Origin of the sequence: Halobaculum sp. D14, assembly GCF_051195135.1 — an archaeon.
Lineage (GTDB): Archaea > Halobacteriota > Halobacteria > Halobacteriales > Haloferacaceae > JBNTKA01.
In genome coordinates, this window is record NZ_JBNTKA010000001.1 from 388,752 (window position 1) to 415,732 (window position 26,981).

The 26,981-nt window shown below is 62.4% G+C and carries 25 protein-coding genes and 1 tRNA gene; 12 read left to right on the plus strand and 14 right to left on the minus strand.

Translation table 11 applies throughout. The features are described 5' to 3' along the window. Window positions 1-36: 36 nt before the first annotated feature. Window positions 37-121: transfer RNA gene (locus ACQUST_RS01935), tRNA-Leu, on the minus strand. A 107-nt stretch (window positions 122-228) separates the two neighbouring features. Between ACQUST_RS01935 and ACQUST_RS01940 the strand changes: the two genes are divergently transcribed. Beyond that, entirely contained in the window at window positions 229-1,884 is a 1,656-nt protein-coding gene (locus tag ACQUST_RS01940) for an ABC transporter substrate-binding protein (protein ID WP_435124280.1), read from the plus strand. Between the two features lie 18 nt (window positions 1,885-1,902). Here the strand turns inward: ACQUST_RS01940 and ACQUST_RS01945 are convergent, their stop codons facing one another. Then, window positions 1,903-2,244, minus strand: coding sequence for a ferredoxin (locus tag ACQUST_RS01945; protein WP_435124282.1), 342 nt, complete (start codon window positions 2,242-2,244; stop codon window positions 1,903-1,905). A 54-nt stretch (window positions 2,245-2,298) separates the two neighbouring features. Between ACQUST_RS01945 and ACQUST_RS01950 the strand changes: the two genes are divergently transcribed. Next, on the plus strand, window positions 2,299-3,006 hold the full coding sequence (locus ACQUST_RS01950) for a hypothetical protein (RefSeq protein WP_435124283.1): 708 nt from the start codon (window positions 2,299-2,301) through the stop codon (window positions 3,004-3,006). Window positions 3,007-3,094: 88 nt separating this feature from the next. On the opposite strand, the gene ACQUST_RS01955 is transcribed toward ACQUST_RS01950, so the two are convergent. The 5 genes from ACQUST_RS01955 to ACQUST_RS01975 form a co-directional block, all read right to left on the minus strand. Then, window positions 3,095-3,862, minus strand: a complete 768-nt coding sequence (locus ACQUST_RS01955; protein WP_435124285.1) for a CPBP family intramembrane glutamic endopeptidase — start codon at window positions 3,860-3,862, stop codon at window positions 3,095-3,097. Window positions 3,863-4,013: 151 nt separating this feature from the next. Continuing rightward, window positions 4,014-4,655, minus strand: coding sequence for an NUDIX hydrolase (locus tag ACQUST_RS01960; RefSeq protein WP_435124287.1), 642 nt, complete (start codon window positions 4,653-4,655; stop codon window positions 4,014-4,016). A gap of 62 nt (window positions 4,656-4,717) precedes the next feature. Continuing rightward, window positions 4,718-6,064 (minus strand): hypothetical protein, encoded by a 1,347-nt coding sequence (locus ACQUST_RS01965; RefSeq protein ID WP_435124288.1) that lies wholly within the window; start codon window positions 6,062-6,064, stop codon window positions 4,718-4,720. A 373-nt stretch (window positions 6,065-6,437) separates the two neighbouring features. Beyond that, window positions 6,438-6,977 (minus strand): AAA family ATPase, encoded by a 540-nt coding sequence (locus tag ACQUST_RS01970; RefSeq protein ID WP_435124290.1) that lies wholly within the window; start codon window positions 6,975-6,977, stop codon window positions 6,438-6,440. A gap of 157 nt (window positions 6,978-7,134) precedes the next feature. Continuing rightward, window positions 7,135-7,656: a hypothetical protein gene (locus tag ACQUST_RS01975; protein WP_435124292.1), complete on the minus strand. Its 522-nt coding sequence runs from the start codon at window positions 7,654-7,656 to the stop codon at window positions 7,135-7,137. A gap of 411 nt (window positions 7,657-8,067) precedes the next feature. Here ACQUST_RS01975 and ACQUST_RS01980 point away from each other — a divergent pair, with 411 nt between their 5' ends. Continuing rightward, entirely contained in the window at window positions 8,068-9,081 is a 1,014-nt protein-coding gene (locus tag ACQUST_RS01980) for a tyrosine-type recombinase/integrase (protein ID WP_435124293.1), read from the plus strand. Window positions 9,082-9,223: 142 nt separating this feature from the next. Beyond that, window positions 9,224-10,222 carry a tyrosine-type recombinase/integrase gene (locus ACQUST_RS01985; protein WP_435124294.1) on the plus strand — a complete coding sequence of 333 codons (999 nt, stop codon included), beginning with the start codon at window positions 9,224-9,226 and terminating at the stop codon, window positions 10,220-10,222. 243 nt (window positions 10,223-10,465) lie between these two features. Here the strand turns inward: ACQUST_RS01985 and ACQUST_RS01990 are convergent, their stop codons facing one another. Both ACQUST_RS01990 and ACQUST_RS01995 read right to left on the minus strand, forming a co-directional pair. Then, window positions 10,466-11,830 (minus strand): MFS transporter, encoded by a 1,365-nt coding sequence (locus ACQUST_RS01990; RefSeq protein WP_435124295.1) that lies wholly within the window; start codon window positions 11,828-11,830, stop codon window positions 10,466-10,468. A 16-nt stretch (window positions 11,831-11,846) separates the two neighbouring features. Continuing rightward, complete coding sequence (locus ACQUST_RS01995; protein ID WP_435124296.1) at window positions 11,847-12,269, minus strand: low molecular weight phosphatase family protein; 423 nt, start codon at window positions 12,267-12,269, stop codon at window positions 11,847-11,849. 106 nt (window positions 12,270-12,375) lie between these two features. On the opposite strand from ACQUST_RS01995, the gene ACQUST_RS02000 reads away from it, so the two are divergent. From ACQUST_RS02000 to ACQUST_RS02030, 7 genes are all read left to right on the plus strand, one after another. Further along, window positions 12,376-12,948 carry a hypothetical protein gene (locus ACQUST_RS02000; RefSeq protein WP_435124297.1) on the plus strand — a complete coding sequence of 191 codons (573 nt, stop codon included), beginning with the start codon at window positions 12,376-12,378 and terminating at the stop codon, window positions 12,946-12,948. Window positions 12,949-13,033: 85 nt separating this feature from the next. Next, a complete protein-coding gene (locus ACQUST_RS02005; RefSeq protein ID WP_435124299.1) occupies window positions 13,034-13,522 on the plus strand; it encodes a DUF892 family protein in 489 nt (162 codons plus the stop codon). Continuing rightward, window positions 13,519-14,787 (plus strand): ethylbenzene dehydrogenase-related protein, encoded by a 1,269-nt coding sequence (locus tag ACQUST_RS02010; protein WP_435124301.1) that lies wholly within the window; start codon window positions 13,519-13,521, stop codon window positions 14,785-14,787. The genes ACQUST_RS02005 and ACQUST_RS02010 overlap by 4 nt, the downstream gene beginning before the upstream one ends. A gap of 487 nt (window positions 14,788-15,274) precedes the next feature. After that, window positions 15,275-16,474, plus strand: coding sequence for a metallophosphoesterase (locus ACQUST_RS02015; protein WP_435124302.1), 1,200 nt, complete (start codon window positions 15,275-15,277; stop codon window positions 16,472-16,474). Beyond that, window positions 16,474-19,197 carry an AAA family ATPase gene (locus tag ACQUST_RS02020; RefSeq protein WP_435124304.1) on the plus strand — a complete coding sequence of 908 codons (2,724 nt, stop codon included), beginning with the start codon at window positions 16,474-16,476 and terminating at the stop codon, window positions 19,195-19,197. The genes ACQUST_RS02015 and ACQUST_RS02020 overlap by 1 nt, the downstream gene beginning before the upstream one ends. Beyond that, complete coding sequence (locus tag ACQUST_RS02025) at window positions 19,190-20,476, plus strand: DNA double-strand break repair nuclease NurA (protein WP_435124306.1); 1,287 nt, start codon at window positions 19,190-19,192, stop codon at window positions 20,474-20,476. The genes ACQUST_RS02020 and ACQUST_RS02025 overlap by 8 nt, the downstream gene beginning before the upstream one ends. 6 nt (window positions 20,477-20,482) lie before the next feature. Further along, a complete protein-coding gene (locus ACQUST_RS02030) occupies window positions 20,483-22,285 on the plus strand; it encodes an ATP-binding protein (RefSeq protein WP_435124308.1) in 1,803 nt (600 codons plus the stop codon). Between the two features lie 79 nt (window positions 22,286-22,364). On the opposite strand, the gene ACQUST_RS02035 is transcribed toward ACQUST_RS02030, so the two are convergent. Further along, window positions 22,365-22,787, minus strand: a complete 423-nt coding sequence (locus tag ACQUST_RS02035) for a hypothetical protein (RefSeq protein ID WP_435124310.1) — start codon at window positions 22,785-22,787, stop codon at window positions 22,365-22,367. Window positions 22,788-22,793: 6 nt separating this feature from the next. Continuing rightward, the gene (locus tag ACQUST_RS02040; RefSeq protein WP_435124312.1) at window positions 22,794-23,609 is read right to left on the minus strand and encodes an SDR family oxidoreductase; all 816 of its coding nucleotides are present in this window, start codon (window positions 23,607-23,609) and stop codon (window positions 22,794-22,796) included. An 84-nt stretch (window positions 23,610-23,693) separates the two neighbouring features. Here ACQUST_RS02040 and ACQUST_RS02045 point away from each other — a divergent pair, with 84 nt between their 5' ends. Next, complete coding sequence (locus ACQUST_RS02045; RefSeq protein ID WP_435124314.1) at window positions 23,694-24,350, plus strand: helix-turn-helix domain-containing protein; 657 nt, start codon at window positions 23,694-23,696, stop codon at window positions 24,348-24,350. A 235-nt stretch (window positions 24,351-24,585) separates the two neighbouring features. On the opposite strand, the gene ACQUST_RS02050 is transcribed toward ACQUST_RS02045, so the two are convergent. From ACQUST_RS02050 to ACQUST_RS02060, 3 genes are all read right to left on the minus strand, one after another. Further along, entirely contained in the window at window positions 24,586-24,852 is a 267-nt protein-coding gene (locus tag ACQUST_RS02050; RefSeq protein ID WP_435124316.1) for a hypothetical protein, read from the minus strand. 113 nt (window positions 24,853-24,965) lie between these two features. Next, entirely contained in the window at window positions 24,966-25,658 is a 693-nt protein-coding gene (locus tag ACQUST_RS02055) for a 3'-5' exonuclease (protein WP_435124318.1), read from the minus strand. Window positions 25,659-25,975: 317 nt separating this feature from the next. Next, window positions 25,976-26,965 (minus strand): hypothetical protein, encoded by a 990-nt coding sequence (locus ACQUST_RS02060; RefSeq protein ID WP_435124320.1) that lies wholly within the window; start codon window positions 26,963-26,965, stop codon window positions 25,976-25,978. Window positions 26,966-26,981 lie beyond the last annotated feature (16 nt).

Sequence of the window (26,981 nt, forward strand, 5' to 3'; positions counted from 1 at the left end):
CTCGAACGGAGCACGCCATCCCCAGTCGTCGTCTGATGCGAGGGAAGGGATTTGAACCCCTGAACCCCTACGGGAGCGGATCTTAAGTCCGCCGCTTTTGGCCTGGCTCAGCCACCCTCGCGCGGGTCGTCGCTTCCCGCGGGGACCGCAAGTGGGTTTCGGTCGGAGACGCCGGCGAACGAGACGGGGAGCGACACCGGCATCCCTCTCGGCACCCAGTACACGGGTATGACCGACACGAACGGCCGGGACGTCCCGGACCGCGTTACGAGACGCCGACTACTCGCCGGTGCGGGTGCGGCGGGCGCCGCCGGGCTCGCGGGCTGCTTCGGCGGCGACGGCAGCGGGACGCCGACCGACGGCGCCGACACCGGAACCGGCGGCACCGACACGGCGTCACCGACGCCGACGCCGGGCGGCCGGCTGAGCTTCGCGCAGACGAAGTCGCCGCTCGACCTCGACCCGATGCAGGCGAACGACGTCCCGTCGCTGCAGGTGGTCGAACGGCTGTTCGACAGCCTGTACACGTACAGCGAGGGGACGGCGCTGGTGCCGCAGCTCGCCGCCGGCGAGCCCGAGGTGTCGAAGGACGCGACGCGGTACGTCGTGGAGCTCCGCGACGACGTCACGTTCCAGAACGGGACGCCGATCACCGCCGAGGACGTGAAGTACTCGTTCCTGGCGCCGGGCCGCGAGGAGACGTCGAACGGCTCGGAGTTCACGATGGTCGACTCCATCACCGAGGTGGACGACCGCGCCGTCCAGTTCGACCTGAAGTACCCGTTCGGGCCGTTCCGGCACAAGCTGGCGTGGTCGCCGGTGCCGAAGGAGCACCGCGAGAACAACAAGAAGGCGTTCAACAAGAACCCGGTCGGCTCCGGGCCGTTCACGCTGGAGTCGTTCACGGAGGGCCAGTCGGTCGAGCTGTCGAAGTGGGAGGACTACCACGGGAAGCAGCCGGTGCTCGACGGCGTGACGTTCGCGCCCGTCGAGGAGCCGACGACGCGCGTCACGACGCTCCGGAACGGCGAGCACGACATCGTCCAGACCATTCCGCCGAAGCTCTACTCCGCGGTGCAGAACCAGGAGGGCGCCAGCGTCGAAGAGCGCGAAGGCCTCGGCTACTACTACCTCTCGTTCAACTGCAACGAGGGCCCGACGGCGGACCCGAAGGTCCGCGAAGCCATCGACTACGCCGTCTCGATGGACGAAGCCGTGAAGAACTACGTCGAGCCGGCCGGAAAGCGCCTCACGGCGCCGATGCCGGACTCGGTGACCGAGCCGTGGGGCTTCCCGACCGACGAGTGGGAGCAGATTCCGCACGACAAAGACCTCGACGAGGCCCAGCGGCTCCTCGACGAGGCCGGCGTCCCGACGGACTACTCGTGGAAGATCATCGTGCCGCCGGACGACAAGCGCGAACAGATCGGCATCTCCGTCGGCAACAGCCTGCAGGAACTCGGCTACACGAACGTCAGCGTCACCCGGCTCGACTGGGGCGCGTTCCTCGACAAGTACGCGACCGGCAAGGAGTCCGACTACAACATGTACACGCTCGGCTGGGTCGACGAGGTCGACCCGGACGGCTACCTCTACTACCTGTTCCACGAGTCCGAGGAGGGCTCCACGAACGGCTGCTACTACGAGAACGACGAAGTGATGACGCAGCTGGAGCAGGCGCGGCGGACCGCGGACCACGCCGAGCGCAAACGGCTGTACACCGACGCCGTGACCTCCATCCTGGAGGACCGCGCGCACCTGCCGGTGTACAACCTCAAGAACAGCTTCGGCGTGAAAGACTACGTCGAGGGGTTCCGGCCGCACACCGTCGCCAAGGTCAACCCCCGGGTCGCCGGGCAGGAGACGGTGTCGCTCAACAAGTAGCGGTGCGGCTCGGCGGCGTCACCAGTCGACGCTGAGGGTGCCGTCGCCGTGCGGGTCCGGCGCCAGCTCCTCGTCGGTGCGGCGGTCGACGACGTGGATGCAGCCGACGCCCTTCTTCGCCGGACACACCTCCGCGGCGCGGATGTTCTCGTCCAGTTCGTCCTCGCCGACGTAGTACGACTTCGGCCGCGCCATCCCGGAGGCGATGTCCATCTCCCAGTTGTCCGCGACCTCCGCGCACTTCCCGGCGCCGAAGCAGGCGTTCGCCTCGAAGATGATCTTGTACGGCTTCTCCTCCACCGGCGGCCCCTCCCCGCCGAAGTCGCTCGCGGTCTGCACGTCGGCGTCCAGGTCGCTCATGCGGAGCCGTAGCGACCGTGTGGTCTTTCCTCTGTCGGTCGAACGAACCGAGTGATGCCCTCCAGCGACGACGCGAACGACGACCGCCGAGGCGACGCGGACCGCGGAAGCGACGCTGCCGGGCGAAGCGACGCCGCTGACCGCGGCGGCACCGTCGACGCCGCCAGCGACGCGGACCGCGGCAGCGACGCGGACCGCGGCAGCGACGCGGACCGCGACAGCACCGCCGACCGCGGCGGCGACGCAGCGTCCGGGGACGTGCGGCGGTTCCCGACGAAGCGCGGCGAGTGCGTCGTCGACGACGACGAAATCCGGGTGTCTGGAAGCGTCCGCGGCTACCTCCGGAATCTGTACCGGAGCTACTGGCGGAGCGACGAGTGGTGGCGGAAGGCGGTGTTCGTCGGGTTCGTTCTCGCGCTCCCGACGGGGGTGGCGTCGCTGGCTGCCTCCGACGGCGGCCACGAACTGCTCGTCGTCGGCGCGCTCGCCGGTGTGCTGCTGGCTGTCGCCGCCTATCAGCGCGTCGTGCGCGGCGTCACGACCGCCGACCGGATTCCGCTGGCTGCGGTCACCGAGGTCGTCGCCGTCGAGGGGACGAAGGGGTTGACGCGGCCGCGGTTCGTCGTCCGCTACGAGTCCGGCGGCCGCGAGCGCCGGCGCTACGTGAACATGCCGTCGCGGTACACGCCGAACGGCGACGAGGCGTTCCTCCGCGGACGAGCGGCGTTCGAAGCGGCCGGCCTCACCGTCCGCGACGACTGACCGAGACGCGGCTGACCGAGCCGACTGACCAACGGACGGGCGGGCGTCGCCGCGTCGTCGCGCAGCCGTCGAGTTCGGCGGCAGCGGCTTACAGCGGCAGCACCGCCTGACTCATGCCGGGGCCGTAGACGACGGTGACGTAGATGGCCGTGAAGAGGAACGCGTCCCAGAGCCCGTGGATGAGCGCCGGGACGACGAGGTTGTCGGTGTACTCGTAGACGGTGCCGAACACGAGGCTCGGCACGAACAGGATGACGATGGTGGTGAGTCGCGCGCCGAGCGACCCGGTGAGCGCCGTCACGTGGATGGCGGCGAACAGCGCAGACGACAGCACGACCGCGGCCGGCGCGTCGAACGCCTCCCGGAGACGGTTGTGGACGGCGCCGCGGAACAGCGTCTCCTCGCACGGCCCGATGACGACGATGGAGGCGACGACGAGCAGCGGGATGATGCGCGGGAGCTGCTGTGCGAGCTGGGCCGTGGAGTTCTCCGCCGTCGGCAGCCCGAGCACCTCCGTGATGAGCAGCGTCATCCCGAGCGTCAACGCGAACACGGCGAGGAACCCGGCGCCGACGACGCCGACCTCCTTCAGCGACGGCACCCGGACGCCGAGGTACTCGCGGACCCCCGCCCAGTCGAAGCCGCGCCACCGGAGGTACAGCAGCGGGAACGCCATGAACGGGAGATACTGGCCGAACACGAACAGCGCCGCCAGCCGGACCGACACGGACGCGACGCCGAGCGCGTCCAGCGCCAGAACCGCGGGGAACGCCAACACGATCGCCAGCACCGCGCCGGCGACGCCGAGACCGTACCCCACGCCGAGCGACCGGACGCGGGGGGAGAGCGTGACCATGCAGGGGGCTTGCGGGCGGACGCAAAGACGCTTGCCACTGCCGACTCTCGCAGTGCCCGAATCCCGGACTCTCGGTCGGCGTCGGTTCTTCGGCTGGTTCTAGCCTGTTCGTCGTCGTCCGACTGTCGCCCGGACGTGGTGGCTCGGCCGGTCAGTCGTCGCGGTGCGCGCCGGCCTCGTACTGCGAGACGGCGATGACGGCGCGGCCGTCGCGGACGTCGCCGGCGAAGACTGCGTCGCGGAAGTCGTCGTAGTCGGCGGCGACTGGCCGGATGCTCTCGTCGTCGTCGAAGTCGGTCGACGCGGTCGGGGTGCAGCCGGACGCGACGAAGTGGTGGTGGACCGAGTTCGAGACGCCGTTGCTCGGCTCCACCGACGCGAGGTGCTCGACCGCGCCGGCCTCGTAGCCGGTCTCTTCGCGGAGTTCGCGGCGCGCCGCCGCCGCCGGCTCCTCGTCGCCTTCGAGCGACCCGGCGGGCAGCCCGCGGTTCACGCGGCCGACCGCCTGCCGCCACTCCTCGATGAGTACGACCTCGTCGCTCCGCCCGTCGCCGGATTCGTCGGCCGCTCCGTCGGCGGTGAACGGGAGCACCACGACGGCTCCCGGCTCGTCGACGTAGTGGTACTCGCCTTCGGTGCCGTCCGGAAGCCGTACGTCGTCCACGCGGACGTCGAACCCGGGGCAGGCGTAGTCGACGCCGGAGTCCAGCGTCTCCCACGCCAAACCGTCGTCCGGGCCGTCGGCGTCGTCTGGGTCGTCGGGGCGGTCGCCCGCAGCGTCGCTGCCGGTCATACCGGAGCGTCGCGTCGTCCGCCGAAAAAGCCGCTGAAGTCCGCCGACTCGGCCGGGTCGGGTCAGTCGCGGACGCTGACGACCGCGCCGGCGATGACGAGCGCGAGCGAGACGAGCGTCGCGGCGACCTGCGGCTCCGCGAACCACACCGGCGCCCACGGCGCCGCGGCGCGCACCAGCACGACGAGCGACGAGAGCACCGGGACGCCGCCCTCCGGCGCGGTGTCGTCACCGGCTTCGGGCGTGTCCGCCGCGTCGCCGTCGGCGTTCATCCGCGGGAGCCCGTCGCCGCGGAGCTCGCGCGGCACGCGGTCCGCCTCGTACGGGATGCGCTCGGTCGCGTACCGCCAGACGACGGTGCCGTTCTCGTCGACCTCGACGATGCGCTTGTTCAGCGTGTCCGTGATGAGCGTGTTGCCGTTCGGCAGCCGGTCGGCGTCGCGCGGCCAGCGAAGCTCCAGCCCGGCGGCCTCGGTGAGCGTCCACGCGACCGACCAGTTCCCGTCGTCGCCGCGGTGGAGTTCGACGACGCGGTCGTTGTCGGAGTCGGCGACCAGCACGGCGCCCGCGCCGAGCCACTGCGGATTGTGCTGGTGGTTCAACACGTCCGGGTCGCCACAGCGCACGTCGCCGTCGCCGTCCGTGTCGCGGAGCTGGCCGCCGCCGCGGCACGACGCGTCGCTGCTGCCCGCGGCGTCGGCGTTGATGATTTCGACGACCTCGCTGCCGCCGTCGGCGGTGCGCTGAACGACGACCAGCTGGTTCGCGTTCCGCACCGACACGAGGAACCGGCCGTCGCCGATGCGGTCGACGTCGTTGACGTGCAGCCAGTCGGTCGTCGTCGGGTCCGCCGGCGCGTCGTAGACGCTGGAGGCGTTCCACTGCCACACCACCTGTTCGTCGCGCACCACCACGATGCGTTCGCGGTCCATGTCGGTCATCACGAACCCGCCGCCCGGCAGCGGCTCGGCGTCGTGAACCTCGCTGTTCTTCTGGGTCCGCACCGGGAAGCTGTACTCGTCGACGACCGTCGGGCCGCCCGACGCGTCCGGGTCGATGATGCGGTAGCCGGTGCGGGCGCACGGCGAGTCGTACGGGCCGCACCGCTCGTAGCCGTTGTGCATGAACCCGGCGAGGACGTTCCCGTTGTTGAGCCGCTGCACGTCGAAGTAGCTGTCCGCGGAGCCCTCGCGCCACGCCACGTCCGTCCCGTTCAGCAGGTAGACGCTGCCGTACTCGTGCCACCCGGCGCCGCCGCCCTGCGACCCGACCAGCGTCTGCGGCGACTCCCCGGCGGCCGTCCCGCCGACGTGGCCGCGGTCCGGCGCGACCGCCGCGCTCACCGCGATAGTCAGACCGAACAGCACCACGCCGGCGAGCAACAACTGCGCCCCGCGGTCCACCCTCATCGACCGAGCGAAGTCGGCATCGGAGCAAAAGCCTTCTGTCATCGCCGGACGGACGAGACGGGCACGCCGAGATTCCGGTTGGCTCGGTGGCGGCCGCGTCGGTGTCTGCGAACGCCGTCACCGCTGACTGCGGGACCGCGCCGCTGACCGCGAAAGCCCCCGGCGGTGGCGAGTCGGGGGCCTCGCTGCGCGCCTCGCGCTCGCTGCGCTCGCGCTGCGGTGCTTGCGTCGGCCGCCGTCCTCGCCACCGCCGGCCCCTTTCAGTCCCGCCCGGGGCCCGGACGGGGAGTCGTCGCTGGCGGCTGGAAAGGGAGTTGTCGTTGGCGGTCGGACGGGCGGTCGTGGTTGGCGGCCGGACGGGCGGTCGTCGCCGTCAGGCCGGCTCGTCGACCGGGGCCGCGGCGTCGACGCGGCGGAGCAGTTCGTCGATTTGGCCGCGCGTCTCCGCGAGCGACCCGGAGTTGTCGACGACGGCGTGGTCGCCGGCGACCGGCTCGAACTCCGCGCGGAGCAGTTCGTACACGCCGGCGTCGGCGTCGCTCTCGTCGCCTTCGCGGGCCGCGATTCGGTCCCGGGCGACCGCCTCGTCGCACTCCACTTTCACGAGGACGACCGAGGCGCCGTGGGCGTCGGCGACGTCGCGGGCGCGGTCGCGCAGGTCGGCTCGCCTGAACGTCCCGTCGAGCACGGCGACGCCGTCGCGGCCGAGCGCGTCGCCGGCCCGGTCGAGCAGTTCGTCGTACACCGCCGCGGTTTCCTCGTCCGTGTAGTCGGGCTCGGGGAACTCCTCTTTCCGGACGACGTCGGTGCGCAGCAGGGGCGCGTCGACGCGCTCTGCGACGGCCGCCGACACCGTCGTCTTGCCCGCGCCCGGCAACCCGCAGACGACGAAGAGCCGCGTTGTGTCCGCCATTGTCTCAGGTCGACGGAGCACCGGCGGCCCCAAATCCGTTCCGCTCCGCCGACTCACCTGCGGCGTGGCCACACACCGCACCGCGCTCCGGACCCACCGATAGCCGGGCTTGTCGCTTGCCCGACTCATCGCTCGTCGGGTTTACCGCTCCCCGGACTCACCGGTCGCCGGCGGGGCGCTGACGGACCACGGAGTCCTCGTCGACGAGGTAGACGAACGTCTGCGTGAACCAGTCCGCGTGGACGACCGTCGACGTCGCGGTGCTGTTCGGAAGCGGCTCGCCGCCGGTCGTCGCCGACGCGGTGCAGCTCACCACGACCCGGTAGCCGACCGAGACGCGCGCCGCCGAATCGACGCTGCACTCGATGGAGACGTCGCTGCTCGGGCCGCCGTACAGCGTGTTATACACCCAGCGCCGCTCGTGCGTCTTCGCGAACGACGCCGCCGTCGCCGTCGACAGTTCGTCCGGAATCGCCGGGCGCTCCTTCGGACCGTCCGGGAACGCCGGCGTCGAATCCGGCAGCGGCGTCAACGGTCCGCCGGTCGGCGACTCCGACGGGGACCCGTGCGGAGTCGTCGGCGACGCAGTCGGTGTCGGCGACCCGCCGGACGTCCCGAGACAGCCGGCCGAGACGACGAGCGCAGCGAACAGGACCGCGTGGAGGGCACGGTGACGCATCGGTCGGCACCCCGAACGCCTGCGGTAAGTGTCTTGTTGGCGAATCAGTCGCCGAACCCGCGACGACAGTGACCGACGGAACCGCCGGCGTCGCCGCTACCGTGACTGTGCGGCGGAGAATGCGGGAGAAGTGGGCCGGCGCTCTGTCCGGCACGCTCCACTCGGTTTCGCGGGTGTCGGTTCCTGCCGGAGCGGCCCTGACGGGCCGCTCGGGCGGGCTTCCGCTTCCACGGGGCACCGGCGCTAACCGTGCCGGTTGCCACGTTCCGGGCGCGGCGCGCTCCCTGCGGTCGCGCGTCGTGCCGGGCTTCCGAGCGGTCGGGCCACCACGGTGCCGCGCCGTCCGACCGTGTGGCACGGACCGCGCCGCCGCGCGCACTAACTCGTACCAGCCGGAGCGAGTAAGAACCCATGGACGACCTCGAACCACTGACTCCGGCGGAAGGCAAAGCGCTGTTCCAAGAGAATCGACGGGGGGAAGTCTCCGATGCAACCTTGCGGTCGCACGGCTATCGCGTCGAACGATTCGTCGAATGGTGCGACGCGAACGACATCGAGAATCTGAACGAGCTGAGCGGGCGGGCCCTTCAACGGTACAAGATGAGCCGCAAGTCGGAGGTCAAGAAGACGACGCTGAAGAGCCAGCTGGACACGCTCCGCGTATTCCTGCGGTTCTGCGAATCCATCGACGCCGTTCGGGATGGACTCGCTGAGAGCGTCATCATCCCCCGCCTGGAACCCGACGAGCGGTCCAGTGACGCGATCCTGCATCCAGATAGAGCCCAGCACATCCTCGAATTCCTGGACAAGTACGAGTACGCGACCCCGCAGCATACGATCCTCAGATTACTCTGGGAGAGCGGGGCGCGAACCGGCTCAATCCGCGCGCTCGACCTGGATGACGTCCACACGCAGGCCGGGTATGCGAGCATCCGCCACCGCCCAGAGACCGACACGCCGTTGAAGAACGGCGAGGGCGGGGAACGTGATATAGCGCTGTCCGCCGCGGCGTGCGCGACGATCGACGACTACGTGGAGACGTACCGGCACGACGTCACCGATGACCACGGCCGGGAACCACTCCTAACCACGAAATTCGGCAGAATGACCGTCAACACGTTCCGGTACCACGTGTACCAACTGTCGCGTCCCTGTATGGCGGGCCGGGAGTGCCCGCACGGCCGCGACCCCGACGAATGTGAGGCGACAGAAATCCGGCATGCGGCCAGCAAGTGTCCGGACTCAGTGAGTCCGCACGCTGTGCGAAGTGGCGCGATTACCCACTTCCTGAGTGAGGATACGCCAGACGGCGTAGTGTCGGATAGGATGGACGTGTCGCAGGAGGTGCTCGACCGCAGCTACGACAAGCGGTCGCTTCAGCAGAAGATGCAGCAGCGGCGGGATTATCTCCCAGATTTCGACTAGCTGAGTGGCACTGCGAACCCGGTGGTTTCCACTCGAAACCACCGAGTTCTGTCGAAGAGACGAATACCCTTCATTATAATCGATTGCCTGGGACGCTCAGATTATCTCGCCTGCCGACCTAGTAGAATCTCTTATGCCGACGATGGATTTCGAAGGCGCAGTCGCTCGGACGCTCGCGCACATTGATGCCTCGCCGATCATCCACCCGGACAACAAGCAGGTTATCCACGACTACCACCGGGACATGATCCTCTCCGACATTAGCGCCGCCCAACAGCAGAAGCTGACGTCCCACTACAAGGTACTCGCCGAACACATCGGTCAAACCCGGTTCGAGGATATGGAGAAAGAAGACCTCGTGGACCTGGTCGCCTGGCTCTACACCCGTGGGACAAAGGAATCCACGATCACCGATTACAAACAGGCGATCAAGCAGCTCTGGAAGTGGATGAACGACGGGGAGGACCCCGAGGAGACAAAGTGGATCCGTCGGTCCAAGAACGCCTACACGACATTGCTGCCCCACAGTCTCCTCACGCCCCGCGATGTTCAACGACTGATTGCGGAGTGTCAGAATGACCGCGATCGCGCATTCATCGCTGTCCTGTGGGAAACCGGCGCTCGAATCGGCGAACTAATTGACCTCCAAGTGGGTGATATCGAAGACTCACTCATCGGCAAGCACGCTGTCGTCTCTGGCAAGACTGGATCACGTCGGCTCCTGCTGCTCGAATCCGGCGCCTATCTCGACGCCTGGCTCGCAACGCATCCCGATCCAAAGTTGGACGCCCCTCTATGGAGTAAAGTGGATCTCAACCAGGGATCCCCTGACGAACAAATCAGCTACCAGTATATCCGATTACGCATCCTTGACCGTGCGCGTGAACGCGCTGGTATCGAGAAGCCGGTGAATCCGCACCATTTCAGGCACAGTCGCGCGACGTACCTCGCAAACTATCTCACAGAAGCGCAGATGTGTGAGTGGTTCGGCTGGGCGCGCGGGTCACGTGTTCCCGGACGCTACGTCCACCTCTCGGGGCGGGATATTGATCACGCATACGTTGCGATGTTAGGTCAGTCTGGGTACGAACACATCTCATCAGACGCTCCAACTTCGCCTTCATCAAGCAGTTCGGCTTAGGCGGCCATTCAAGAACGTGTCATAGAATACTCTGCACGCTCCGATTGTCTAGGCCTTGTCAAGACTTGCGTGCAAGATAGGGAGGCGCATATCTCCCACTGAGTGAACCCATATTAGCAGGCGTCGTAATCAGTCGATACAGCGACCCCCACATGCCGACGCAAATTTGCTGATTCTTGTCAGGAATTCAGCTGGGGGACAGGGGGTAGTCAGCCCAAGAACTGCGTTACGTTCCGGATCGATTCAGATGTAGGCTTCGAATTCCTCTCCAAATGCGAGGAAGTAGCCAGTCCCGATGACGCCGATCACCGCTGCGATTGTGAACGCGATTTCCGGACTCACGAACTCCCAGAGATAGCCCCCCAACGCGGCGCTCGGGATAACGACCGTGTTCCGCAGCAAATAGTACGTACCAGTCACACGGCCGCTCGAACCTTGCTCGGCGGGACCGACGATCAACGCCTTGTGCGAGGGTAGACCAGCGAACCGAAGCCCGGAGAACGCGAAGATGAGTACCATCGCCCACTGAAGCGGCAGTACCGCCGTGAGAACCTCTGGCCCACTGATGAGTACGAGAGGGAACAGGGCGTAGACAGCGAACCCCAACGCGACGACGGGTTTGAGTCCGACTCGCTCGGCGACTTTCGCAGCAGGTGCCATCGAGATGAGCGCAATCAACATCTCGACGCCGAGCAGGAACCCGAAGAACGCCTCCGGGGAGAGATCAATTGCGTATGAGAAGCCAGCCAGTGAGACGGTCGTCTCGAAGCCAACCTGATAGACCCGAGTGATCACGAGAACGAAGAAGACGTACACCATTCCGTTGGCGAACCGGACGAGCGTGTCACCGACGAGCAGTGGCCGGAGCGCCGACGGCATCTCCCGGAGGTCCGTCCGAACCTGTGCCAGCCCCTCGAACGAGTCACCGATGGAGTCCTCGCTGGCGTCGTAGAGGATGTGCTGAGCGACTGTCCCGATGATTCCGAAGACGACGGCGACGGCGAGGACGTACTGGAAACTCACCGTAAAGTCCGGATGGAAACTGATGAGGACGGCCGCGAGTACCGGCCCAATGAGGAAGGCCGTTCGCCGGAACGTCTCAGTGCTGGCGAAGCCAGCGGCCAACTGCGAGGGATCGGTCGCCTGCTTGACGACCGCAAACGTTGCACCCAACCCGAACGACTTCCAGCCCTGTGCGAGCAGCAGGCCGACGAAAATCCAGATCCAAGGCTGTATCGTAACGCCGGCGACGGTAATCACACCGAGATGCGGCGCGACGAGCCAGACCCCGAATCCGAGCGTCGAAATCAACCCGAACAGCGTGAGCGCATACCGTGACCCGAGTCGGTCCGAGATCGCGCCGCCAGGATACGGGAACACCGCCGAGACGATGTTGCTGACTGTCCCGAAGAGGCCGACGACGAATCCGGACGCGCCGAGGGCGACGATGTACTCGGGGATGTATCGGCTGGTCATCTGGAAGCCGAGGCTGAACGCGAACATCGCCAGCGACAGCACGAGCACGTCCCGCTCGAGCGCGAAGAACTGACGAAACGTATCCAATGGCGTCGTTTCGTCCGCTTCAACCGAGACTTGTTCCTGACTCATGGGACTGGTACAGTGGTTACTCGTTCGAGAGCCCGATGCGATCAAAGAACTCTTCGACGCGACGCCGGATCTCGTCGCGCTGATCCCGAACGGCATCTAAATCATTACCTCCCGGATGTTCAAGCTCCCACCGTTCGGCCGTTCCGTCCCAGTCGTCCGGCACGAACTCATCGACCGAACAACCCATCGTCACGATGTACGCGGCATCTGTCACTTCGGCGGCCGTTATCTGGCTGGGAGTGCGGTCGCTGATATCGATTCCCTTCTCGCGTAGTACTTCGATCACGTCGGCGTGGACATGATCGTGTGGGTCGGTACCTCCAGTAACGATCTCGAGCGTGTCGTCAAGTCCACGCTGCTCGCGCTCCCGTTCGGCAAACGCAGTCGCCATCTGACTGCGGCCGGCGTTACCGAGGCAAACGAACGCGACCGTGGTCATATGCGCAGTTCATGCTTCCGAGGTAAATAAATTTCCACATATTACTAACCACTATTGATTTACCACAGCAGGTCATATCTCGCGGTCAAGGCGTACAAATCAAGCTATGACCGACCGGAAGAATGCGATGCTCACGACCGAAGACCGACGGTGGCTGACAGGTGAGAAGCACTATGAAGGGGAACACGCCAAACAACAGCGCTACCAGCGCCGCCGAGATATCCGGGACCGGGTCTACAATTCGCTGCTCGATTTCACCATTCTCTTCGAACATCTGGAAGCCGACGAACGGGAGAAGTTGTTCGGGACGCCCGGGACGAAGCAGAAATCGCTTACTGACGACCGAGAGTTGACGCACGGAATCCGTGACGCGCTCGCGTTCCTCCTGTACAACACGGGAATCACCTCGCTGATGGGTGCCGATGGCAGTTCAGAACCCGTCGCAGAGTGGGTACTCACCGAAGCACTCGATCGGGCGGGGCAGAAAGACGGAATCCTCGTCGAGAACGTCGAACTCGACATCGACGCTGTAGACCTTCCCCAAGCGTCGCTTCTGGAGGACCTGAAAGCAGGAGAAGAGCTGTCGCCCCGGGAACTTCGGGCACTCCTCGAAAGCGAACACGTGGATATCCAGGACGTACAGGAACACGTCCGCAGACAGGTGTTCGACGATGAGTAACGGTAGACTCCGAACCCCCGGCCCCTCGCATCGAGTAGACTCGACAACACCGAATGCGTCCATCGCCACTAGTGAGGACTAACTCATGACGACGACAACTCGCGCCGACATGTTCGAACGGGAGCTACGGAAGCTCTATCACGCAGAACTCGAAATTCTCGACCTCCATGCCGACCTCGCAGAGGCCGCCGTCAGCGACGAGGTTGAGGCGCTGTTTACCGATCACGAATCGGACACCGTCGAACAGATCCACCGGATCGAGGGGATCTTCGAGGAGCTTGGCGAAGAACCGGAGGCAGCGGGCAGTCCGGTCATGGAGGGGATCCTCGCCGAGAAAGACGAGATCGTCTCGACGGATGCAGCAGCACCGCTTCGAGACCTGGACGTTCTGAGTACCGGGATGCTGAACGAACGGTTCGAGATCACGGTCCTCGACCGGCTATTGCTGTTGGCGACCGAACTGGAGCTGTCCGATGAAATCACGACGGAACTGGCGGCGAATCGGCAAGAGGCGAAGGCCGCACTCACCAACATGGAAGCCATCGTCGAACGGCGACGGAGCGATTCGGGATGAACGGGGAGTGGCGGCCCGCGGAGAACGTGAAGCAGCTTCGGACGCAGATTGCGTTCAACTCGGACCGGATCTACTTCCGCTTTCGATGGGAGCAGCCGAACCCCGGCGGCTGGATCCACGACATGCTCGTGTACCGTGATGGCGAGTGGACGCGATTTGCGAACCCATCGCCGTGGGTAGCAGAGGGCGATAACCCAGACCACACTGGGTTCTACGAGGATCGGGTGAGCTTCCTCCTCGACGACGGGTCAGTCACGGGTTTCGAGGAATTCGGCGGCTGGTTGACCGTCCACACCGGGATGCGGTCGATGCCCAGCGAAGTACCGGAATCCGAAGTACAGGCCCACGACCATTTCGGCTCGGCGGGGCTCGATAAGACTGACATTCGAAAGTACATCCCGCAAGCGTGCGAGGGTGAGTGGTGGGAGAACGACTGGCGGGAGATCAGATCGCAACACGAGCTTGATCAGCTCAAGCGAGACGGCGTGTTCCTGGACCTCCCAATGTGGCGGGCCCACCGCAGCAACCCGAAAGGATACGGAACCGACCATCACGTTCTCGACTACCGACATAGTGATCAGGGGCAGAATACCTACACGACACAGGACTGGGACCCGGACGATGGACCCGAGCTTATGTGGGATCCCGAGGTCGTCACTGGCGGGGCACTTGACTATCACGAGATCCAGAAGGGAAACTTCCCGGACCAGCAAACAGGCACATACGCGCTAGAGTTGGAGGACGCCGTCACGTTCGACCCAGAGGTAGCGGAGTGGGAGGGGGCGATGATTCCCCGTCGTCCGCTTCAGGAACCATTCGGGAGCGCTGCTGACTGGCGGGGCAGCGGCGTCTGGGAGAGCGGTGAGTGGACCGTCGAGATGTGGCGCGATCTGGAGACGGATCATCCGCTGGATACGAAGCAATTGGAGCCTGGGGGCGTGTACACTTGGACACCTGCGGTCCACCACGGGGCTGGCCAGCGCTGGCACTGGGTCGCGTATCCGTATAAACTCGGACTCGGCGTCGAACCGAACTACCGGGGAGAACACTCTGCACAAGGAACTGCGGAACTCGTCGCCGAGGAGTTCACTGGCGATGAGCCGAATTGGAGTGATATTTCGACGTATTCGATCCCGCTTATTTTTCCCGGGCTGCTTGATTGGACGGACCTTACGAGTGACGAGCACGCCCGATCCGCGAAGATCCGAAATGCTGAGATTACGATGTGGGAACTCAACGAGAATGATCTGACTGACTTTCGATAAGTTAAAGCATTGTGTATATCTTCTGTCTGTCTCGTTTGTCAGTATACTTCTTGTGATGAATACACTCCCTACATCTCGCACGCAGTTCCTGACAGATACCCGGTTCGTATCTACTTTCTCAGCGTGGTGAACTACTAGCAGTTCTCAGGTAGCATGACCACGTAGCTGGACAGGGACTTCACTGGGAACGGCGTTCATCAGCGTAGTTTTCCGCATTTGAATTTCCATATGTCACCGTTTGACGGATGATAGCCAGATGCCAGTATTAGAGGAAAGACAACATCTGCGCTTTGCCCCGCGGGCGTTCAACCGCTATCGGAACCCTGATCGGTTCCAGGAGTGGCTCGGTATCACTCCGTAGGCGTCTTCCACCGGATTTCGGACTAGGCTTACAAATCGGATATGAAGCTAACTGACGATACTAACTACTTTCACCCCGATAGAGCCAACATTATGACCCTTCTACTTGTTATTCCAACCAAGATTCATGACTCGTATCCTCCATGTTAGCGACACTCACCTCGGGAAACGCCAATACGGCGATGACACCCGTCGTGAGGACTTCGCTGACGCCTTCGACGCAGCAATCGACCTCGCCATCGACGAACAAGTAGACGCTGTCATCCACACCGGCGACTTATTCGACGACCCACAGCCAGGCGTCCCAGATGTGAACCGGTGTCTCGACACGCTCGCCAAACTGAACGACGCCGGCATCCCCTTCTACGGAATCGTCGGAAATCACGAACGCAAATTAGACGAGCAGTGGCTCGACCTCATCGATCGATTCGACCTCGTCCACCATCTCGACGAAACACCAACCCTAATGAACGACGATGTCGCCCTCTACGGTATCGACGCCATCCGAGCGCCATCCTGGAATACCTACGAATTCGACCTGGAGGACCCTCCGGCCTCGGCGGACGTGACTATCGTCTGTATGCACCACCTCTTCGAGGAACTCGTCCCGCCGCAGCAGGCGAACTACGAACTCCAGGAGGTCATCGACCAGCTGAATATCACTCCGACGGCGATTGCGCTCGGCGACTACCACGGCTACACAGAGGAAACGGTGGACGGCGTGCAGGCGTTCTATCCCGGTTCGACTGAGCGCTGTTCCACCAAGGAATCAGCGCCTCGAGGCGTCCTGCTGCTCGAGGCCGAAGCCGGTGACCTCGAAATCCGTCGACGCACACTCGACACTCCGGCGGGCGAAGCACCACGTGACTTCCTCCAAGTCCCGGTGCAATTCGGCGAACAAGACGGGCTCGGATTCGTCGAGCAGCGCCTTGAGGAAGCACTCGGCCCCGATGAGACCCTCGACGAACAGCTCGTGGTCGTCGAACTACACGGGGATGACACGACGGTTTCCCAGCGCGATGTCTACGAGCTGGTTGCCTCCCGGGGTGCAGGCGTCGTCCACGTTCAAGACAAACGCCGCGCGAGCGTCGATCTCGACTTCGAAGGTGGGGAAACGGATGTCGCGGATATCCAGTCACTCATCGACGAGACGATCAGCGAGTTAGACATCCAACCAACGAGTTCACGCATCGAGGAGGTCGTTCGGGCAACGGACGCGACCAAGGATTCGCACATCCGGAACGACGTCGAGGAGATCCTCGAAGAGGAGCGTGAAGCGCGGTTCGACGACATCGAGGAGGACCAGCAAACGGCGGGTGATGCGTAATGCTTCTGCGCGAACTCACCATCGAGAACATCCAGAGTTACACGCACGAAACGATCGACTTCGGGGACGGCGAGACGCTCATCTACGGGAAGAACGGCGCCGGGAAATCGACGATATTCCGGAGTGTATTCGGCGCGCTCTTCCCCCAGAGCGGCAAGCACGAGATTGGCGCGGATTTCAATCTCGCTGACTTCGTGCGCCACGACGAAGAGCCAGGCCGCATCGAACTCACATTCGAAGCCGGTGGACGGGACTACACTGTCGAGTGGGTCATCGATGCTGACGGTAGCACGGACTCCTGCGAACTCCGGTCGGACGCACTAACCGAACCGGTGTCCGGTGTTCGAAAGGTCGAGAACACAGTTAGCCAGGATCTGCTCGGGATGGACGCGTCATCGTTCGTCAGCAGCGTCTACGTCCAGCAGGGGGATATTGCGCGTCTCGTTCACGCTGACGAAGACACCCGGAAAGGGATTCTTGATGGCCTCCTTGGCCTGAGTCGCGTCGATGATTTGATCGACCGCGCAGTGAAGGCGCGCAGGGAGGCGAAAAACACGCGGGACGAGGCGAAGAACCGCCTTGCCGAGGCACGTGACCAGCTCGACGACCCCCCGGAGAAAGACACCCTCCAAGCGGAGATTGCTGACCTGAGCGAGCAAATCGACGAGAAGGCAGCCGAGATCGAAGAGTACGACGACGACATTGAGGATATCGATGAGCAGTTAGAGGGCTGGCGCGAGCAACTCGAGACGGTTGACGACCTGAAGGGCGACCGCGAGGAGCTGGCAGCCGAGTTGGAAGAGAAACGCGGGGAATACGAGTCCCACGGTGAGGACCTGGAAGGAGCGAAGGAGAACAAAGAGGCGGCCGAACGGAAGCAGTCGGAGGCGCGCGAGCGGATCTCAGAACTCGATGACTCTGTTGATGCGTACGACTTGTCCTCGGGTGAGGCCGCCGAAGCGGCACTCGACGATATCGAAGCAGAGCTGAGCGACGAGCAGGAGGAAAAAGCAGGTATCACTGCCGACCTCCGGAACGCGAAGCAGGAAGTCGAACGACTGGAGGGTGAGAAAGACGAGCGCGCGGAGGACTTGGAAGAAGCCGAGCGCGAATACGAACGACTCGAAGAGAATCTGGAAGCAGAGCGCGAGGAAGAAGAACGGTTGGAGGTGGAGCTTGCAGAGGCCGACTCCGAAGCTGAAGCCGCGGTTGACGAGGTTCGAGCGCGAGCCGCGGACCTCCCAGTCCCGGAGGATGCCGCGTTGGAAACGCTTCGTGACGACGAAATTCCAGACGCCCGTGACGAGTTGGCCGACGAGCGCGAAGAACTCGGGAACAAGATTGGGCGCCTCCAGACGAAAGAAGAACAACTGAGCGACCTCGGCGACGATGGTGTCTGCCCGGTTTGTGGCGCTGAACATGAGGGCGGCCACACAGCCGACGGCCGAAGCGTCGATCAAGCGCTCGCTGACACACAGGCGGACATCGAGGACTTACACGAGGAACGCGAGCGGCTGAGTGAGCAGCGGGACACCCTCTCAGACCTCCGAGAGGATGTCAACGACGCGCTGGCAAAGCAGGAAACCGTTCAGGACCTGGAGAGTGACTTAGAGGATGTCCAAGAGGAAATCGAGCGCTTGGAAGGCGAGCTCGAAGACCAGGAGGCAGCGATAGAGGAGGCTGAAGAGGAATTCGAAGCGGCCCAAGAAGAACTAGCAGACGCGCAGGACCGCGTCGAAGAGCTCGAGGACGACCTGGAGGCTGTCGAGAATCGGATCGACGAACTTGAGGACGTCAAAGAGCCCGTCGAGGAAGCCTGCGAGAAATACGAGGCAATCGATGATCTCGCGGGAGACATCGACCAGTACGAGCAGACTATCGAACACGCCCGCGAAATGCGGCGCGCGCTTCTCGAGGACATCGACGACCTCGAAGACGAGATCGACGAGATAGACGACGAGCTCGCGGATATCGATGTCGAAGAGTTGGAGGCGAAGATTGACGAGTACGAAGGCTACCGGGAAACCGCGGTCGAGGAGAAGGAAGCCGCGGAAGAGGAACACGAACGGCTCGTGCAGGAACGCGCGGACAAGAAGGCGGCGCTCAACACGGTTGAACAGCAGGAGGAGCGCGTCGAGACCCTCACCGAGCAGAAAGAGTGGGGCGACACCGTCGTGGAGGATATCAACGACATCATCGCGGGCTATGAGGACGTCAAAACCCAGCTACGCAAGGAGAACGTCGAACTGCTGAACGCCTACACGAACGAGGTCTTCAACGACCTGTACCAGAACCAGAGCTACGCCGGCGTTCACATCGACCAAGATTACACAATCAGCCTCGTGACCAGCGATGGCGCCCACATGAAGCCCGAAGTCACGAGCGGGGGCGAGAGCACGGTCGTCAACCTCGCGCTGCGTGCCGGCGTCTACCGCCTTGTGGCTAAGCGCGACAGCTCCGGAGGTGACCGTCTCCCACCGTTCATCCTCGATGAACCGACGAGCTTCCTCGACGACGACCACGTCGACGAGCTCCACTCCGTCATCCAAGCAATCTCCGAATGGAACGTCCCGCAGATTCTCGTCGTGAGCCACAACGACCGCCTCATCCAGAACGCCGACGCCGCGCTCCACGTCGAGAAAGACCCCGCTGAGGATGCGAGTACGGTCACACCGACGCATGGGGGGCCAGGAACAGGAGGCGTCGCCGGGGACGATGACTGATCCAAATACACTCGGAGCGCTCCGGGATGTCTTCAGCTCCATCGACGGCCGTGTTGACGACGCTGCTGACGAAGAGGACCGCCCCGCTACTGAGCTGTTCGAATACGTTGCCCGCCCCGGCGGTGACATTGAAACGCTTGAACAGCCAGCGATCAACCACGAGCTCGTTGACGACGTCCAAGATTGGGATGACCCGTGGCCGGTGACCTACGGCGTTGACGCGAGCACCACGCAGCCGCTCCAATTCAGCAATGGCCTCCTCCTCGGGGCTGCCAACGCCAAACTCGGGATCGGTGGCCAGACAGATCGCGCTGACCTCGCCAAGGAAAGCACCCTGACAACCGTCGTCTACTTCGACAATGAGGAGTTCGATATCGATGACCTTCGCCCGGAGTACGACAACGTTGACGCCGACGTGTTCCGGTTCCCAACCATCTCGTCTCGCCAGCGTGACCTCGCCGACTGGGTGACCGGGATTGCACGAACGTACGCGGAGGGACGGCACGCCCGCCGCCACCTAGACGACATCAACGGGCCCCTGTTCATCGACGGCCCGCTGTACCCGAGTCGGGTACTGCTCTGGACGATGTTCGCACAAACCCCGGACTCCAGAGAGACACCGCTGGACTTCTGGCCGGACATGATCGACGACATCGTCACTAACTACCTCCGGGTCGTCGAAGGCCAGGACCAAGCCGACCTCCCCGTCGCCGGGGTCGTCAAATCTCCGACCAGCACCCAGGTCGTCTCCGCGATTGAGGCAAAAGCGCCAGACGAGGTAGACACGCCGCTACGCTGGGGGAACGATAACCTGTTCTTCAGCGAAGCCCTGTACAATCCCGACGACTGGTACGGTGACGACGGCGCCGTCATCAGCTACACGACGTGGCTCGTCCAACGTCAGATGACGCCCGCGCAAGCGGACAGCGCGTTCGTCCCCTTGGAAGGTCTCGACGGCGTCGAATTTCGTCGCGGCGATGCCGCCGAATACCAGACGGCGTTCTTCTACGCTCGCATCCCGCTTCAAAACACCGTCGTCCGCGTCGAAGCCCCGCTGATGATGGTTCGAGACGAAACCGACCGCGAGCGACTTCAACGGAAAGTCCTTGCTGAAATCGCCGCGACTCGAAGTATTCCCTTTGCGATCGAAGCCGCGGATGAAGCCGCCACAATTAGCCGGGAGAACCGACAGCGGCTCCGGCGGGAACTCCAACACGCGACATCGGTTCGCACCTACAACCAGCTCCGCGGCTATAACGACCTGAACGACCAGGAGTGATTCACGATGACTGATTCAACAGACGATATGGCAGCAAAGTACGGTGACCAAGACAGTACCGAGGATGAACCCGGAGACGAAGCGATGGCAGACCCTGTTCTCGTCGACGAAAGTCTCGGACACGTTGCGCTCAAAGACTCCCAGTTGTTCGTCGGGCGGAGCGAGATGCAGATCGTCGCGTATATCGACCAGCGCGAACGCGATGGGCTCCGCGTCGGCAACTACGTCTGCATCCCGTATCCTGACGCGACAACTGCGCCGAATGAAGACGAAGTCCTGCTCGCCGCGATCGACCGCCTCGAATACCGGCCAATCACCGAAATCAATGACTGGGTGGATGGTGGCGGCTACAGTGACTTCGGCGAGCAGAACCTCGCCTACGTCTCCCATCTCGACCCGATCGCCATCGTCGAACACGATCGCCTCGAAGATGCTCTAACCAGACAGACCGTCGATCGACCGCCGAAACCCGGGGAAGATGTCCATCTGATCGAGGACGAAGAAGTCCTCCGAATCGGCCTCAATATCCCCAGTGACGGCATCTACATCGGCGACATGGCCGTCAGCGGCGACCTCATCCCGAATGACGACGAGCCTCTAACGTACCTGCTGTCGAATCCAAACGTAACCGATGGGACCGAAGATGAAGGAGAGCCCGCTATCTTCCGTCATCTCCTCGTGGCAGGGAGTACTGGCAAAGGGAAAACCCACTTCTCAAAGAACATCCTCCGCCAATGCGCCGTCTCGAAACAGTACCCAATCGAGATCCCGCCGGAAGAACAGGAAAAGTTCGGTATCGAAGATGACGTCCGCAGCCGGTATTTGAACCTGTTCGTGATCGACCCCGAAAACGAGTACGTCGAAATGCGCGATGACAACCCGGAGCTGTCGCAAGAGAAAATCGAAGAACTCGAGAATAAAGACATCGCCGTTGGTGGCCTCGGCGATGACCTTCAGGTGTTTGCTCCAGTCACGTCGAACAGTCAGCCGACACTCGACAATATTCGAACCTTCAGTATTCCCTTCTCCATCGTCGAAGATCGCCCACAACTCCTGCTCTCGTCACGAGCTGAAGATCCGACGTTCAACGCGCTCCGGGACATCCTGAACGCCTACTTCGACAAATTCGACGAGGATGGTGACGATGAACCAACATACGAGGACTTCAAATCCTGGTTCTACCAGCACGGAGACCAGTTCGTTCAGAACGACAACATCCTCTCCGCAGTCGAACGCCGGGTGACTGGCCCGATCTACGACCGGGTTTTCGACCACGGAACGACCAGCCTTGAAGATTATACGAACGACATATTCAACCGCGGGCAAGTGACCGTGGTTCCGACTGGCCACCTTCGCGGCGAAACGGAACAGTTGGTTCTGTTAGCGCTGATGACGCACATCGTCGAGAACAAAATCGACACTGGCGTCGATCATCCTCAAATCAAAGGAACGCCGCTGCTCCTCTGCGTCGACGAGGCCCACGAGTACCTCTCCAGTACGAACCGCCCCCGCGAGCAATACCTCGTCCAGAACTTCCGCCAAGCAGCGAAACGCGGTCGGAAAGACAAGTTCGGTCTGTACATGGTCACGCAGAATCCGCAGGATATCGACGACGAAATCCTCAAACAGACGAACACGCGCATCTACCTCGGTCTCCAACCTGAGGTTGTCGAGCGTATCCGCATTCCGGCTGACTACGAAGACCAGATTGTCACCTTCGACAAGGGCCAAGCGGTAGTTGACGCCCCAGACGTCCGTCCAGTCGAAGTCCAAGGGTTGGATGTCTGCGTGACTGACCATTCAAACTGAGATCAACGAAATAGGCCTGACAGAGGAGAAGCGCACGATACCCACTCTTTCCGAGAATGCGCAACGCCTCTCTCCTCGACTACTCTGTGCTTGAGAGGGGACTGATTCCGTTCTCAGGTTGCCCCGTATCCTGGACTGAAAACCAGGCTGCTCCAACCAAGAGGAGATTGCCGACGGTTGTCAGAATTGCTGTCAAGCTGAACAACGCGTGATGATCTGCGACATATGCAATATGGTCGGGATTGCTGATCAGGAAGTGGAACGCCCCTTCGAAAACAAAACTGGCGACGCCAGCACCGAATAAACCTATTGCTCCGACCCGGTGGTGACCAGTCACAATGAGCGCTGCACCCACGAGAGGGAGACCGTATAACGAGACCGCGGCGAAGGCCGCTATCCATCCAGTCGGGAGGATCGGAATTGCTACGTGAACCAGTCCGTGTAACGCTGTCAGCACCAGATGGCCAGCCACCGCGACGAGAGGGAGTGTCTGTCGTACCATCGGCGATTACATTGGTGACTGCGCGCGAGAGTCGGTTCCGCCGACTCCGTTCGCGTGCCGTTCGGCGAGCCACTCGGCCCACGTAACTGTCCCCACCAAGTGATCTGGACAGGTTGCGTGACCAGCTCGAAACGCTCTCACAGTCTTGTCGGGGATGGGAAACCTGATGACAGGACGGCAGAGGCTACGCGCATCGCGGTATGCCCGTGCGAGCTCGCCTACTGAGTGAATTTCCGGACCACCGATGGGACCGACTCGACCGCTCGCTGACAGCGTCGTGTGATCCACGATAACATCTGCGACCTCGCCGGCAGCAATGGGCTGAATCTGCATGTTTGTCGGCAGCGGCCACACCGGAAGTTTCGCCACATAGCCGAGCATCTCCGCGACGAACGAATGGAACTGCGTCGCACGGACGATCGTCGCCGGGACATCACTTTCCTCGACTGCCGTCTCGGCGGTACGCTTGTGATTGTAGTAAGAGAAAGGGATGTCGTCGATCCCGACGATAGACGGGTAGAGGAAATGCTCCACGTCGGCCTCCTCGGCTGCTTCGAGCAGGCGTTTTGTACCCTGGACGTCAACCGCCGCTGTGTCGCCCTGCGGGGCTGTCGCAGCGTGAATGACGACCTCGACGCTTTCGAGCGCTGTCTCGATACCAGTGTCCTCGGTTACGTCGAACTCCACCCAGTCGAGGTCACCGTCGGTCTCGTCGGGAGGCGAACGACTCGCCGCCCGGACAGTATGACCCGCGGCTCTGAGCCGCGACCGGAGTGCCATCCCGAGCGTCCCTGTTGCACCGGTCACTAGTGTTCGAACCATAGGAGGTAATTCGTCCCGTCGAGCCGAGTGGTTACTGCCGAGTGGGCTCGGTAGGTTTAAGACATAAATCGCGTACCATCGGTTATGAAACACATTCGGGTACGGATCACGGCCCATGGACAGGCGGGTGATATCCACCCGATGTACGGCGTGATGACCGAAGCACCGTTCATCGAGCGAGCGACGGCAATCCAGTGGAACTACACTGGTGACGCACTGGGAATCCTCCATTACGTCGTGGGCGACGCCGACGCGCTCGAGAGCGCGATGCAAGAGATCCCTGAGGTCGTCGGATACGACATTGAACGAATCGACGAGCGGTCCTGTTACGTGTACGTCCGGGACGCGACAACCGACTCACTTCAAGAAATGTTCAAGCCAATAACCTCTGGCGGCCTGGTCGTCGTTCCCCCGATCAAATACGACCCTGATGGGACCGTGGTGCTCTCGATATTCGGTCCTGATGACGAGCTACAGGATGCGATTGAACGCATCTCCGTCCCGGTTGACGTGACTATCGAAGCGGTGGGCGGTCTCCCCGGAACGACTGCTGCTGTCGAGACCCTTCTTACCGATCGCCAGCGCGAAGTCGTCGAAACGGCAGTGGACTTGGGATACTACGACATTCCGCGGACTGCCAGTCAGGAAGACATTGCCGTCGAATTGGACAGTGCGCCGAGTACAATCGCTGAACACCTACGTAAAGCTGAAGCGCGAGTACTCCGGACACAGGTTGCCTGAGGACGGGGACCTTCAAAATATGATATCTGCACCCCGTGCTCCCCAGCTATCGTAAATGACTGCGATATTGTTTCGTCCTCTTTCCTTTACCGACTTCGCTATGTCCGCTACCTCAGAGTAATAGCGTCACGCCGAGTGAAACGATGGCACTCGGAGTGTCCCTTCGGCGCTACGGTCGCACCGAGGTCGCGACCCGTCGGAACACAGGGCGCGCGTGCTCGCCTCGCCAGTCACCTTACCCGTCAGCTGTCGCCTGGTTCTGGTATTCTGGCGCATATCGCTGTGGCCGGGCGGCTCGCGGGCCGACGACGCCGATACCGCGCTCCCGGAGGCAGTCTTTCGTATACCTCGACATCGTCCCGTCGACGTCGATGAGGATGTCCTCAACTCGGCCACCATTGGGTGGAGCTGGATGTCGCTTCGCTGTGTACCATGCTTCCCGGCCGGCGCGATCGACCGTGTGCACGATGATGACGCCGGCGTGATCGATGAGCTCAATCATTGTCCGGTGGTGAGAGTGCGTGTAGTTGGGTTTCGAGGCGAGGAAACGGCCGGACTGGCCATCACCGCTCCTCGAGGTTTTTCGACGTTCAGAGATTATTGGGATCCGAGCTGTTACCAGTCGGCGCCGCTGAGCGCCTTCTGTTGCCACCTTCGTTGTAGCCGTCCGATCTCCATCTCGCCGGCGAGGTCGAACAGGGGCTCGACATCTCGTCGTGTGTACTCTCGGAGGGTTTCCTCGAGCGCGTCAACCGGGACGTCGGAGGATAGGCCGGCTCGGCCACAGAGGTAGTCGGTGCCGAGTTGAGGGATCCGCGCGTTCGTGACTTTCTCGTCGTCCCAGTAGACCGGGTCTGGCACGTTGAGTCCGTACTCGTCGAGCGCGTCTTCGAGCGAAGCCCACGAACTGTGCCGGCGCTGGTACTCGTGAAAGAGGTCACGATGCGACGGCAGCGACAAGGACTTGGCGACTGTCGCGGGTAGCTGCTCGGCGTTGGTTTCTTGCGCGAGGATTTCAGCGCGACCGAGGAGATGCCGGAAGTCGAAGCTCGTCCCGTTGAACGTGATGATGGTATCGACGTCGTCGTACTGTTGAATCCAGTCGCAGATACGCTTGAGGAGGCGGACTTCCGAGTGCGGATCGATGTCTTCGCGGAAGAGCACTTCGACCTCGCGGCCGTCCGTTTCGCGTGACCGGACACCGAGGCCGACCCCCAAGAGCCTAAACTCCAGGCTATCGAGAAAGTCGGGATCAGTACCGTCTGCATCAGGATCGGCCGGCACTGTCTCAATGTCGATTGCTAACATCCCTATCGTATCAAAAAGTAAGTCTGTCAGCGGTATAAACGCTAGCCTTTCATCGTTTTCCGGTATCTATGGAAATCGAGGGGAAGCGTCGGAATTGAGGATTACGGCGTGAATCCTTCGAGCCGTCATCTGCGTGGCGAATCGAACGACATATTGATATCGAGCAGATAGAGAAACTGAACTCTTCTGGAATTTATAGAAGTCGTTATGACGACGAGGAAATGAGTCCCGAGGAAGAATCGAAATATGTTATGAATAAGATAGATAGTGTATTTGGAGATATGATTGATGATGACTCGGATGGCTCACAATAGGAGTTATGTCCGCTGTTCAGTCAGCCACTCGAGGTCATTCTCGAAGACGGAGTGGATGTAGTGGCCCACGCGAGCCTGCTTCGCCATATGTGAGGTACATTCACGCTCGCGCGAGCCGAGTTGCTGACAGAAGGGACAGTGATTCTGGCGCCACCGCCCCCACGCTTCAAGCTCTTGTACGGCCTCCTCGTACGTCTCACCCTCGAACTCCCTGATTTCGAAATCACTGACACCGTACTGGCGGTATTTCTTCTGTGCTTCGTGGAGGCTCGGAATAATCGGTGGGTATCGCCCCCCGACAGCGAAGTCACCGAAACCGTCAAAACCATACTCACCAGCAATCTCCGGGCCCCAGTTGTACGCTTCGCCCTCGTACACGTTCAGCGCATTTGCTACGACAGCACGGTTCTCCGCAAAGATGTCCGAGAGTGCGTCAAGGTAGCTGTACCCACCTTCCTCCAGATTAGCCGTATCGAGGAGGTCGAGAATGACGAAATCGGATGAATCGATTTCGAGACCGAGTTCGTTTGCCCCCGCGAGTTCTCCGTTCTCACCGCCCTTCGAAAGGAGAAGTCGGACTGCGACCTCATCGAATCGCTCTTTTGCTTGGTCGTAGGAGTCGAGGAGTTCGTCGTTCGGTCGGCCAGAGATCACGGGAACGTCGATCTCGTCAGCATGTTCCCGGTAGAACTCGTTCTGTCCGCCGTAGCGTTCCAGAAGGGCGTCGATTTCCTCCTTGAGGGCGTGGTTTTCCTGTTCGGCGAGGTATTCCGGGAGTTCGATCAACAACTTATCGCCTGCCTGTCGGTACGTATTGAGGTTCTGCAAGTCCTCGGTGTCCGTAAGCTCAAGGAGGGGATAGAGGAGTTTCCCCTCCCGGAGTTCCCCGAACCGATTCAGACCTGAGAACTCCTCCATTACCTCCCGCTCGTTCCGGCCATCCCTGAAGATAGGGAGATAGATAAGTTCGCCGTGCGAGGCGTTCGGTACCATCTAGTACCCAATATAC